Origin of the sequence: Acinetobacter bereziniae (assembly GCF_016576965.1) — a bacterium.
Lineage (GTDB): Bacteria > Pseudomonadota > Gammaproteobacteria > Pseudomonadales > Moraxellaceae > Acinetobacter > Acinetobacter bereziniae.
The window spans coordinates 315,073-328,146 of record NZ_CP066119.1 but is presented as its reverse complement, the minus strand read 5'-3'; the positions used below and the strand labels follow the sequence as shown (position 1 = coordinate 328,146).

Here is a 13,074-nt window from a genome sequence, read left to right as displayed (position 1 = left end):
GTTTAAAACATCTTAGAAAGCTTATTTTTAAGTAAGCTTTCTAGCCACTCAATAAAAAATTGAAAATAGGCAGGTCTATATTTTCTTTCTAAAAATAAAAAATTAACAGGAATCTTGAGACAAGGTTCATCTTCAAAAATTCGAATTAATTTATTTTGTGCAATAAAAGGCACTGCATCGAACGCTGGAATCTGAATGATCCCCAATCCTTGTAAAGCAGCATGTAGATAGCTTTCTGTGTCTTCTACACACAGTTTGTAGGGAAGATTGACCTGAATATTTTTAAAATACAGGCGCTCAAAATCAGTATCTAAATTTTTGATTTGATACCCGATCAGAAAATGCTCTTGTAAATGCGTCAAGCGCAATGGCTGTTGCAACCTATTTAGATAATCAGGAGAAGCCAAGGTATATAAATCAACATTGGCAATCGGTCTTACAATTAAATTTTCATCCTCCACCCTACCCACACGAACGACACAATCTAAACGCTGTTCGATTAAATCTGAATAATGATCATGACTATAAATTGAAATTTTAACATTTGGATATTTTTCATAAAACTCATTGAGATAAGGAATAAGGTATTGTGTTGCTATACGCAACGGCAAACCAATTTTAATTTTTCCTATATGCTCACGATTTTTTAATTTGAAATGATCTAATGTTTCAGACTGTAGAATTAAGTGTTTAACCTCTAGAAAAAATTGCATTCCGTCATTGGTTAAATTGACTTTTCGAGTAGTTCGATTAAACAGCAAAATTTCATATTCTTTTTCTAAAGCTTGTATGGCATAGGTAATGGTGGAACGTGGTAAGTCTAACTCTTTTGCTACTTGTGCAAATGAGTGTTTTTCTGCAACAAGACAAAAAATTTTAAACCGCTCTATTTTATCCATCTATTATTCAAATTTTTCAAACAATCCATTCGATTCTATCCACTATGTAGAATAAAAAATAGCACCTAGAATTTCAACATCACTGGTTAACATTGGAAAATAAAAATGAGCTCACATGACTTAAAAGATAAAACCGTTATTATTACGGGTGGCGCAAAAAATTTAGGTGGTTTGATCTCTCGTAAATTTGCAGAACAAGGCGCAAATTTGGTCATTCACTATAACAGCCCAGAAACCCGAAAGGATGCTGAAGAAACACTTAAAGCTGTTGAACAATTGGGTGCTCATGCAACACTGATACAAGCAGATCTTTCTAATATTGAGAATATTGAAACCTTGTTCATCAAAGCCAAAGAAACTTTTGGTGATATCGATATTGCAATTAATACAGTCGGTCGAGTATTAAAAAAACCATTGATTGAAACCACAGAACAAGAGTTTGATTCAATGAATGACATTAACAATAAAATCGCTTATTTCTTCATTCAATCTGCGGGAAAACATCTCAATAATGGTGGAAAAATTTGCTCAATCGTGACCAGTCTTTTGGCAGCCTATACCGGTTTGTATTCCACCTATGAAGGCTTAAAAGCACCGGTTGAGCACTACACTCGCGCGGCATCAAAAGAATACGGAACACGTGGTATTTCCGTTACAGCCGTTGCGCCTGGTCCAATGGATACCCCATTTTTCTATGGTCAAGAAGCACCTGAAGCTGTGGCGTACCATAAATCTGCCTCAGCACTGGGGGGCTTAACCAAAATTGAAGACATTGAACCTTTGGTACGTTTCTTAGTCACAGAAGGCTGGTGGATTACAGGACAGACTATTTTTGCCAATGGTGGTTATACAACACGATAATGCTGCTCGAGAAAAGTGCCCATTTTATTCAATGGGCACTTTTTTCTTAGTCGTCATAATTTTGCTTGACCCATTCAGCCGTCCGTTCAATGGTTTGCTTGAGATTGGTTTCGGGTATTTTCCAGTTTTGATTCAATTTTAAAAATGCATCAATATTCAATTGCTCTGTACGAATGAAATTTAACATTTCCGCAGATAACTCCAACTTTTGAGCAAGCCATTTCCATTTTAAAATTAATTTTAATATTTTGAGAGAAACAAAATAGTGTGGTGCCTTAAGATTTAAGCGATCTGCCGCATGTTGAATCAATACCTGTAAAGAAATCTGGGTGGGATTAACAATCAGTATCTCTTGATCTACTGCCAATTGATCCTGTGAGGCTTTACATATCGCATGAATCAACATGGTCACTGAAACTAAAGGCAAATAATGCTGAGGGGTGGCAGGAATTGCAGTCAACTTGCGTTGTATCAATTGGGTAATGAGATGTTCAATCGGCTGATATTTTGCGATTTCTCCAGAATTTTCATCTCCTATGACAGTTGCAGGGTGTATCACAGTCCAATCAATTTTCAACGCTTGTGCAGATTTGATCCAAGCAAAATGTGCTTCAATTTTGGAAGCTTCATAAGCACCTAGTTTTTGATAGACACACTGCCAATCTGTTTTTTCTATATTTTTCAGATCAACTCCAGCATCTTCCAAATGCTGAGTAAGTGTCAACATATAGCCAGAAAGATGAATTGCCCGTTTCAAGTGACAGTGAGCATTCACAGTTTGAAGTAAGTTGATGACTCCTCGAACATTCACTTCATGTGCCTGTTGCATCGACAGATTCCATGCAAATAACGCACTGGTGTTGAACAAATGTGTCACCGTTGCAAGCCGTTTCCAGTCCCCAGTTGAAATACCCAAGTCTGGTAAGGTGATATCACCTTGTATACATTGCAATTTTTGATGATTTATTCCTTGCTTTTCTAGCCAAGCTTTCAACCTAGGCTCTTGCTGCTCACGATTTCGACACAGCGCAAAAACCTGATCATTGTCTTGAAGTAATTGTGCCACCAGAAATTTACCAATAAATCCTGTCGCACCTGCGACTAAGGTAATTTTTTCTGTACTTTGATTATTTTGCATCACTTGCTACGCTCCTTATGTTCACACTTAATCTAAAGGATGGAGTACACTCCACAGTCAAGTGTTTCTTGCAAGTGCATTCAAATTTGGAGCCAGTGATGTTAATCAGTGAGTTATCAAAACACCTCAATCTCAGTCGGGATACGATTCGTTTTTATGAAAAGCTGGATCTTATTCATCCTTTGATACGCAATAATGGATACAAAGATTATTCAGAACAGGATGTACAACAATTACAGTTGATCCAAGTTGCTAAAAATTTAGGTTTTACTTTGGCTGAAATTAAACAAATTTTAGATTTGGTCAATGTGAATGAAATTCCAGCGGAACAATTCCATGAGATTTTAACCGACAAGCTTAATCTCATTCGTGAAAAAATCCATCAACTACAAAACATTCAGCATCTGCTTGAAAATCTTGTGATTGGCGAAGCATGCCCCTTTAAAAAAGATTGTGATATTTCTGCGATTGTCTAGTCCATAAAAAAACCGCCTTACGGCGGTTTCATTTTGAGAAATTAAGGCTTATTTAGATCCTTTAATCCCTGCTTGTAATAATAATGCGCCTAAACCACCAATTTTATTTTCTTGAGGTTTTGCTGCCTGAGGCTTTTTGTCATGACGAGGTGCTTTGTCCTTATTGTCATGATTTGGACGACCTTGCGGTGGACGCTTACCTTGTGGCTTACGTTCAGCACGTTGTTCATTGTTATTAAACTCACGCTTTTGACGAGGTGCTTTAGCAGGTGCTTCAGAACCTTCAGGGCGCATCGACAAATTCACACGATTACGTTCAGCATCTACTGTCAACACGCGCACTTGTACAATTTGTCCTGGTTTAACAACTTTATGTGGATCTGCAACAAATTCATTGGCAAGTTCAGAAATATGGACTAAACCGTCTTGATGTACACCAACATCAACAAATGCACCGAAGTTGGTCACATTGGTAATTACACCTTCGAGCTGCATGCCCTCGGTTAACTGACTCACTTCAGTAATATCTTCACGGAATTTAGCCGTACGGAATTCTGGACGTGGATCACGACCTGGTTTTTCAAGTTCACTTAACACATCTTGAATAGTCGGTAAACCAAATTGATCGTTCACAAAATCTTCCGCTTTGACCTGACGGATAATTTCAGTATTACCAATAATATCTTTCACTGTAGTCGCTTTGGCTTCAACAATCTTATTGACTAAGCCATAAGACTCTGGATGAACAGATGATGCATCCAAAGGCTCAGAACCGTCTTGAATACGCAAGAAACCTGCAGCTTGTTCAAAGGTACGTTCACCCAAACGAGGGACATTCTTTAATGCTTGACGATTATCAAAACGACCATTTTCTTTACGGTAATCGACAATTTGCTGTGCAATCGCCTTATTCAAACCAGCGATATAACCCAAGATTGCAGGAGAAGCAGTATTGACATCCACACCTACAGCATTCACACAGTCCTCTACCACTGCATCCAGTGTTTTTGCCAAATTGGTTTGATTCACGTCGTGCTGATATTGACCTACGCCAATTGATTTCGGATCAATTTTAACCAACTCAGCTAAAGGATCTTGTAAGCGACGTGCAATAGACACCGCACCACGAATCGCTACATCAAGTTCAGGAAGTTCAGCAGAAGCCAACTCTGAAGCAGAATATACTGATGCACCTGCTTCACTGACTGAAACACGGGTTAAGTTAAGATCAGTATTCTCAGCCATCATTTCAGCGACAACTGCTTCAGTTTCACGGCTTGCTGTTCCATTACCAATAGCGATTAAATCTACATTGAATTCACGGCACAGTCTTGCCAGTTCTGCAATTGAACCCGCTTTATCTTCTTTAGGTGCAAAAGGATAAATGGTGCTGTGTGCCAAAACATCGCCTGAATTTGAAACTACAGCAAGTTTCACACCTGTACGGATACCAGGGTCAACACCCAGTGTGGTACGAGAACCAGCAGGTGCAGAAAGCAACAAATGACGTAAGTTTTCAGCAAACACATTCATTGCTTCTGATTCAGCAGCAAGGCGTTTTTCAGTCAATAATGAATGCTCGATGGTCGGACGAACTTTGCCTAACCAAAACAGTTTTGCTGTTTGTTTTAAAAAGTCTTGACGAGATTGTGGTTGAACTGTCTCAAGATTATATTCAGTTTCAATACGTGAAAGTGGTGCATGATCTTCACCATCAACTTTAAGACCAAGCACATTTTCTTGACGACCACGCAGCATCGCCAATAGACGATGTGAAGGTACTTTATTTAGGTTTTCAGAGAAATCAAAGTAATCACGGAATTTCTTACCAACTTCTTTTTTCTCTTCAGATGCAACTAAACTCTTCAACACAGCAGTTTTTGCAAAAGTCGTTTTCAACTCTGTTGTCAAAGGAATATTTTGTGCCCAATCATCAATAATGATGTGTTGAATCGCATCTAATTGACTTTCAACATCTGGATATTCTTCATGGCTAAAACCAGCCAAAGCTTCTGTAGGATCAACTTGCTCTGCAATAATTTTTTCTGCGATAACACCAAGACCCGCTTCTTTTGCTTTAAAAGATTTACTGGTACGTTTTGGACGATACGGTGCGTAAAGCTCTTCTAAGGCATTTTTTGTTTCAGCGGCATTTACACGAGCGAGCAAATCATCTGAAAGTTTATTTTGTTCTTTTAAAGATTCGATTACTTTTTCACGGCGTTCAAATAAATCACGTAAATAAACAAGGCGCGTATCGAGTTGGCGTAATTGTATATCGTCTAAACCCTGTGTTACTTCTTTACGGTAACGTGCAATAAATGGAACACTAGAGCCTTCATCAATCAGTTTAATGGCAGCTTCTACTTGGTTTGGACGTACGGCAAGTTCACTTGCCAACTGCTGAACTAAGTCAGTCATCGTGTTTAATTCCACAAGGATAAGGACTAAAAGTTAGTGATTATAAAGACCGAGACCATAAAATCCACAATTGTTTTGCAAATTAGTAATGAAAAAAGTGATAAAAGTTCATTTTTCTTGAGTTTTTATCATGCAATCGGGTATTTCACTCTGACCTTGTGCGTTCAAATTGCTTTGTAAAATAATTTTTCCAAGCTGCCATTTCGCCCCTTTTCTCTGACCGCCACCAAAACGGTTGAAATATTGTAAAGAACACGATTGATAACCCGGTTTAGTGACTGTCTCTTGAACAAACACTGGTGGCGCTTCCATATACATGATTTCTTTCAACAAAAAAGCAGAATAGCGCTGCTCTTTTAACTGAAAATCGCCATTTTGATTGGTTTGAGTTTCTCCCACTTGAACATATGCAATCGGTTGTCCACGACCATCAATCACTTGTCCAGAGATCTCTGGTCGAGATAACCGGCTAATACATGCACTTAAACAAAAGCTTATTGCTAAAATACATAAAAGTTTCATTTGCAAATGGTATGTTTTTTTATTTATAAACATAGAACGATCTCAAATATTTGTAGATGTTGTCTTTTGGTTTCAAAACAGCCGGAAAATTGTATTTTTGAGCAATTTGATACATAGTCTTAACAAGCGCTTAGGCATTATACTGAGATTGATGAATATTTATAATTTACAACATTAAGGGAGTACATCATGAGTTTGGTTGTACCTGCTGAAAATACAGATGTCGTACAAAACGAAACTGACCGTGTCGAACGCATCTTAGTGGTCGATGATGATGTGCGTTTACGTACCCTTTTACAGCGTTTCCTTGAAGATAAAGGCTTTGTTGTTAAGACAGCCCACGATGCAACACAAATGGACCGTCTATTACAACGTGAGTTATTTTCACTCATCGTTTTAGACTTCATGCTTCCTGTAGAAGATGGTTTAAGCATTTGCAGACGCTTACGCGCATCCAATATTGATACACCTGTCATCATGCTCACAGCACGTGGCAGTGACTCTGACCGTATTGCTGGTTTAGAGGCTGGTGCGGATGACTATTTGCCAAAACCGTTTAATCCAAATGAATTATTGGCACGTATCCGTGCTGTTTTACGTCGCCAAGTTCGTGAAGTTCCAGGTGCACCAAGCCAAAATGTAGAAGTGGTTTCGTTTGGTCCATGGTCTTTAGATCTTTCAACGCGCACTTTGACACGTGAAGGGCAAGTAGTCACCTTGACCACAGGTGAGTTTGCCGTGTTGAAAGCACTGGTACAACATCCACGCGAACCATTGACCCGTGATAAATTGATGAATTTGGCGCGTGGTCGTGAATGGGGCGCAATGGAACGTTCAATTGATGTTCAAGTTTCACGTTTGCGTCGATTAATCGAAGAGAATCCAGCACGCGCACGTTATATCCAAACTGTATGGGGCGTAGGTTATGTCTTTGTTCCAGATGGTGCGGAATAATAAAGCGATATATGGTATCTCTATTTGCTGAACGCATGAGATATTGACTTATGGGTGACATTTTTGAATAAGGAATGTCACCCATATTTTATTGCACAGAATAATGCTTTTATGAATTAAGCTTTTAGATGACTTATAAATGGGGTTAATCTTATCAGCCATGAAACCTCTGCCATTACATAGAAATAATTGTATGAAGATCAAGTTTGCAATGCACCGCTTTACATTTAAAGTTTAAATCGCTTTGCGTAGGCGCTATCTCACTTTTCAGAGATGAAAAGATGACAAAAAACTTCTGTTTAACAGGGGTCTTGCACTGCAAACAAAGCAATACTTTGTTTTTTGCTCATCCCCCCAAGATGGCAACATCCATGTCGCCTCACGATAGAAAGACCATCTATGTTTCAGAAGCATTTAAAATGTATGTAAACATTCAATGCGCATTTTTCGACCATCTCAAAAAGTCGAATTGGTTAATAAAAATAATAAAAGAAGCAAATCATCATAAAAATTAGGCTTTCTTATTCAATCAAACAATCTATTTTGACTAGATTAAATTTTATGAGTTTATTTTTATTCAAATCACAAGTGTTAGATCAAGCATAGATAAAATCACAGTTTTATTATTGCTATAAATTCACCATTGATTAAACTAAAATCATTGCATCACACGATATTATCGAGTAACAGGATCAATCTGTGAAATTAGAACCCATAGACCCACAAGAATTTACTGACTTTGTCGCTTACAAAGAACGCAAACGCACACCTTGGGAACGCTTTCTCGATAAAATCAAACCACGTTCAGCAGCAATGCGAACTACGGTTCTGGTCATATTTGTGGTTTTTTTTAGCCTATTTATGTCTCTTTGGTTTTTCTGGAAAACACTCTATCTCCCAGAAATTCAACAACATGCACGCTTTCTGGCAGTTGAGCTTGAGATGGTCAACAATCCTCGCTTGCAGATCTACCACGACGATATTCAGTTAGATATTGATGAGTGGTTAAAACAGCGTGTTGGTGTGGAATATGTTACAGACTCTAAAGACTATCCAAATGTTAAAGATAAAATTATTGCTGATTTCTTTACCAATCGCATTGAAAAGCAATTGGCAGAAGAATTAAAAATTAAGGACGTAACGGTTTACTTCCAGTTTAAACCTAGTCCACGTATCTGGGTACAAACGCCTGAAATGAATGGGAATTGGGTTCGTGAACCGTTAAATACCTATGCGAATTATAGTCCAGAACTTATTTTAGCTTGGTTATTGGGGATTCCTTTAATTGCTGCAGCCATTATTTTGACATTGGTTAGACAGTTGAATCGCCCATTACGTCGCTTACAACATGCTGCAAATAATTACAGTAAAACAGGTAAAGCGCCTTATCTTGAAACCAACCATGGACCACAAGAAATTCGTGAAGTTAATCAAGCTTTTAACCATATGATCTATACGCTTGAACAAACTGAACGAGATCGTCAAATCATGTTGGCTGGAATTTCACATGATTTAAGAACACCGTTGACTCGGATTCGTTTAAGTGCAGAAATGATGTCTGATGATGACTTCTTAAAAGAAGGACTGATTTATGATGTCGATGATATGGATGCCATTTTGAGCCAATTTATCTCTTATATGCGTGATGGTTCAGATGAAGAGCTACAAGACACCAATATCAACAGCTTACTACAAGAACTAGTGATTCAGTTTAAGCCTTTGGATATTCGCTTTACACCTCAAGAGTTGCCAATCATCACCGCACGTTCGCTCTCCCTCAAACGCTTGATTGGTAATTTGATCAACAATTCTAAGCGCTATGGTGCAGAACCCATTGAATTGAGTGCACTGGTTGAAAATGAACATATCAAAATCTGTGTTGCGGACAATGGTGAAGGTATCCCTGAAGATCAGATTGAAGACTTAATGCAACCCTTTGTACGCGGAAATGCTGCACGTACAGTTCAAGGCAGTGGTTTAGGGCTGGCAATTGTGAAGCGAATTGTCGATATTCATCAAGGTGAACTGTCTATTTCCAACCGCCCTGAAGGTGGTTTACAAGCCATCGTCTCCCTACCACTTTCGATAAAAGTTGAGGAAGAACCGACACCTACAAACCCTATTCAAAAAATTAAGCAAAGTTTGAGTGATCATTTTTAGTGATCGCTCAATAATCAAACAAACAGTTTTGTTTATTTATCAAACAGACAACATTATTTCATTAATAAATAATAACTTAAAAACCATCACTAAAATTTATACCCGCATTTATTGAAAAAATTAGACCTTAGCATTAGAGGCATGCACAATTTAGTTTGAGGGCGGTACAATCCGTCTAGTTTTGAACAAGAATTGAGCGTAAACCATGTCTTTAGATCGTATCCGTTTAGCATCTCTCCATGACAAAGTCATGAGCGCAGAACAAGCTGCAACTTTTATCCAAGATGGTATGACTGTGGGGATGAGCGGCTTTACTCGTGCAGGCGAAGCAAAAGCTGTACCTTTAGCACTTGTAAAACAAGCCAAAGTAAATCCTCTCAAGATTACATTGATCACTGGTGCGAGTTTAGGTAATGATCTAGACAAACAATTGACTGAAGCAGGTGTACTTGCTCGTCGTTTACCGTTCCAAGTCGATAACACATTACGTAAAGCCATCAACAAAGGCGAAGTGATGTTTATCGATCAGCATTTGTCAGAAACTGTTGAGCAAATGCGTAATCTTCAATTGAAAAAACCTGATGTTGCTGTGATTGAAGCCATTGCAATTACTGAAGATGGCGGCATCATTACAACCACTTCTGTAGGTAACTCTGCAAGCTTTGCAATTTTTGCTGAAAAGGTGATTGTTGAAATCAACACCAATTTAAGCCCTGCTTTTGAAGGCTTACACGATATTTATATCCCAACGTATCGCCCTACTCGTCAACCCATCCCATTAACACATGTTGATCAACGTATTGGTACACCTGCAATCAATATCGATCCTACAAAAATTGTCGGTATCGTGATTAACAGCGAATTCCATGACTCTCCATCAACAGTGACTTTACCGGATGATGAAACGCAATCGATTGCAAACCATTTGATCGCATTCTTTGAGAAAGAAGTTGAAGAAGGTCGTTTGCCTGCGAACCTTGGTCCATTACAAGCAGGAATTGGATCTATTGCCAATGCAGTATTAACAGGTCTGAAAGAATCAAACTTTGAAGACTTAGTGATGTACTCAGAAGTACTTCAAGACTGTACTTTTGAATTGATTGATGCGGGTAAAATGAAATTTGCTTCAGGTTCATCAATTACGCTTTCTGCTAAATATGGCGAAAAAGTATTTAACAATCTTGAACAATACAAAGATAAATTGGTTTTACGTCCACAAGAAATTTCAAACCATCCTGAGTTAGTTCGTCGTTTAGGTATCATTGGTATCAACACGGCACTTGAATTCGATATTTACGGCAACGTCAACTCAACTCACGTTTGTGGTACCAAGATGATGAATGGTATCGGTGGTTCAGGCGACTTCGCGCGTAATGCACATTTGGCTATTTTCGTAACCAAATCAATTGCAAAAGGCGGTGACATTTCTTCTGTTGTACCATTTGCCTCACATATTGATCATGCTGAACATGATGTTGATATTCTGGTTACTGAACAAGGTCTTGCAGACTTACGTGGTTTAGCACCACGTGAACGTGCACGCGCTGTAATCGATCACTGTGCTCACCCAATGTATCGTGATGCCTTAAATGATTACTTTGATCGTGCATGTGAAAAAGGCGGTCAAACACCTCATATTCTTCGTGAAGCGCTTTCTTGGCACTGCAACTTTGAAGAAACAGGTCATATGTTAACTACACAAGATCAAGCTAAAAAATCTGCATAATCTTTCTGCACGATCTTTTTGCATAATCTTTTAGCTCAATAAAAAACGCCCAACGGGCGTTTTTTATTGTCTGTTGCTTTAACAGGTTGATATGTTCGTTGCAAAAAATGGCAATCAAATAAAATAGCTCTGCGATCTATACATATCCACTTGCTCACAAAGCTTAAATGATCTTGCCTAGACGACCATCTTTTCCTCAATAAATGCTACACCTGACTGATCCTGATTAATCATATCTACGGCTTTTTCAGCAATCATAATGGCAGGTGCATTGGTGTTTCCATTGACCACTTTAGGCATGATGGACGCATCCACCACACGTAAGTTCTGAATACCATAAACACGTAATCGTGGATCAACCACAGCCATTTCATCCACGCCCATTTTACAACTACCTACAGGGTGATAAACCGTGTCTGAGCGATCTCGTAAAACCTGTCGAATCTCCTCATCCGTGTGGACATTTGCAGTAAACAAATCTTCTTTGATCATGCTTTTAAACGCTTCAGACTGCATTAAAGTTTGCGTGAGCTTAAAACCTTTGACCATTTCTTCTAAATCAGACTCTTCTCCATAAAAATTTGGATCAATCAATATTGGATCGTCGATACTTGGACCACTGATCTTGATCGTGCCACGACTTTTTGGGTTCAGTAAGCATACATGACAAGAAATGCCATGACCTGTATGTAAAGTCCGAGCATGGTTATCAACCAATGCAATCACAAAGTGTAATTGTAAATTCGGTACTTTTTGCTCTGCTGAGCTTTTAATAAAACCGCCACATTCAGCAAAATTAGTCGTAAGCAAACCACGCCGCTCTTTTCGATAACGTCCTATTTGCTTGATTAAATCAATAGACCCGGGGATGGATAGCCCAAAAGTTCCCTGTATTTCACGTACTTTATAGCCAAAGATAAAATCAGGATGATCATGAAAATTCTTGCCCACGCCGGGTAAGTGTTTTTTCACCTCAATCCCATGTTCCATTAACTCATGCTGGTCACCGATGCCAGATAACATCAAGATTTGAGGTGACTGCATTGCACCAGCACTGAGTAGCACTTCACGTCGCGCGTGGATCTGTTTCAATTGACCATTCTGCTTATACTCCACACCCACAGCCACACCGTTTTCGATTAAAATTCGCTGGGTTTGCGCCGAGGTCTCAACTGTTAAATTTTTTCGTTTAAGATGTGGAAAGAGATAAGCCCGAGCTGAACTACAGCGCTCACCATTAATATGAGTGACTTGATAAATGCCTAAGCCTTCCTGCTCTTCGCCATTAAAATCATCCAAAATTCGATAGCCCTGCTGTTTCGCAGCTGCAAGATATTTTTGTTGAAGTGGATTGTCACTGTGTAAATCAATCACAGACAATGGACCATCATTACCATGATATTGATTTTTAATTCTTTGATTATTCTCTGATTTAATGAAATAAGGTAAAACCTCATCATATGACCAGCCTGTATTCCCTAAAGCCGACCAATCATCATAATCTTGTCGATGTCCTCGGATATAGACCATTGCATTGATTGCAGATGATCCTCCCAGACACTTACCACGTGGTTGGTAGCCTTTGCGACCGTTCAAACCTTTCTGAGGAACAGTTTCAAATGCCCAGTTATTAATTTTTGTAGGAATGCTAATGACCGCTGCGCAGGGAACCTCGACTTTCCAGCCATCTCCTGTACCACCTGCTTCAAGCAAGCAAACAGAAACCTGTGGATTTTCAGATAAACGACCAGCCAAAACACAACCTGAGCTTCCACCACCAACAATAATATAATCAAATTCCTGTTTATTCATATGAAATTCCATTTTTGTTTTAAATTATTCCTCAATCATTATGCATATTTTCCAGCAATAAAAAATAATCATTCGTAACCGCACCATTCCATTCCAAATTTAGAA

At 38.7% G+C, this 13,074-nt stretch carries 10 protein-coding genes; 5 read left to right on the top strand and 5 right to left on the bottom strand.

The annotated features are described in order from the left end of the window. Positions 1-2: 2 nt before the first annotated feature. The gene (locus I9192_RS01510; protein ID WP_005034377.1) at positions 3-899 is read right to left on the bottom strand and encodes a LysR family transcriptional regulator; all 897 of its coding nucleotides are present in this window, start codon (positions 897-899) and stop codon (positions 3-5) included. A gap of 105 nt (positions 900-1,004) precedes the next feature. Between I9192_RS01510 and I9192_RS01505 the strand changes: the two genes are divergently transcribed. Then, positions 1,005-1,760, top strand: a complete 756-nt coding sequence (locus I9192_RS01505; protein WP_005034378.1) for an SDR family oxidoreductase — start codon at positions 1,005-1,007, stop codon at positions 1,758-1,760. A gap of 46 nt (positions 1,761-1,806) precedes the next feature. Here I9192_RS01505 and I9192_RS01500 read toward each other — a convergent pair whose 3' ends face one another. Beyond that, the gene (locus tag I9192_RS01500) at positions 1,807-2,898 is read right to left on the bottom strand and encodes an SDR family oxidoreductase (protein ID WP_005034380.1); all 1,092 of its coding nucleotides are present in this window, start codon (positions 2,896-2,898) and stop codon (positions 1,807-1,809) included. Between the two features lie 98 nt (positions 2,899-2,996). Between I9192_RS01500 and I9192_RS01495 the strand changes: the two genes are divergently transcribed. Continuing rightward, entirely contained in the window at positions 2,997-3,374 is a 378-nt protein-coding gene (locus tag I9192_RS01495; protein WP_005034381.1) for a MerR family transcriptional regulator, read from the top strand. 48 nt (positions 3,375-3,422) lie between these two features. Here I9192_RS01495 and I9192_RS01490 read toward each other — a convergent pair whose 3' ends face one another. Beyond that, a complete protein-coding gene (locus I9192_RS01490) occupies positions 3,423-5,795 on the bottom strand; it encodes a Tex family protein (RefSeq protein WP_005034383.1) in 2,373 nt (790 codons plus the stop codon). A gap of 108 nt (positions 5,796-5,903) precedes the next feature. Further along, complete coding sequence (locus tag I9192_RS01485) at positions 5,904-6,317, bottom strand: carboxypeptidase-like regulatory domain-containing protein (protein WP_227565932.1); 414 nt, start codon at positions 6,315-6,317, stop codon at positions 5,904-5,906. Between the two features lie 189 nt (positions 6,318-6,506). Here I9192_RS01485 and ompR point away from each other — a divergent pair, with 189 nt between their 5' ends. The 3 genes from ompR (at position 6,507) to I9192_RS01470 (ending at position 11,157) form a co-directional block, all read left to right on the top strand. Then, the gene (gene ompR, locus I9192_RS01480) at positions 6,507-7,271 is read left to right on the top strand and encodes an osmolarity response regulator transcription factor OmpR (protein ID WP_004825449.1); all 765 of its coding nucleotides are present in this window, start codon (positions 6,507-6,509) and stop codon (positions 7,269-7,271) included. Between the two features lie 699 nt (positions 7,272-7,970). Beyond that, positions 7,971-9,431, top strand: a complete 1,461-nt coding sequence (locus I9192_RS01475; protein WP_005034388.1) for an ATP-binding protein — start codon at positions 7,971-7,973, stop codon at positions 9,429-9,431. Between the two features lie 205 nt (positions 9,432-9,636). Next, positions 9,637-11,157 carry an acetyl-CoA hydrolase/transferase family protein gene (locus tag I9192_RS01470; protein WP_200150071.1) on the top strand — a complete coding sequence of 507 codons (1,521 nt, stop codon included), beginning with the start codon at positions 9,637-9,639 and terminating at the stop codon, positions 11,155-11,157. 177 nt (positions 11,158-11,334) lie between these two features. Here the strand turns inward: I9192_RS01470 and I9192_RS01465 are convergent, their stop codons facing one another. After that, positions 11,335-12,969 (bottom strand): GMC family oxidoreductase, encoded by a 1,635-nt coding sequence (locus I9192_RS01465; RefSeq protein WP_005034394.1) that lies wholly within the window; start codon positions 12,967-12,969, stop codon positions 11,335-11,337. Positions 12,970-13,074 lie beyond the last annotated feature (105 nt).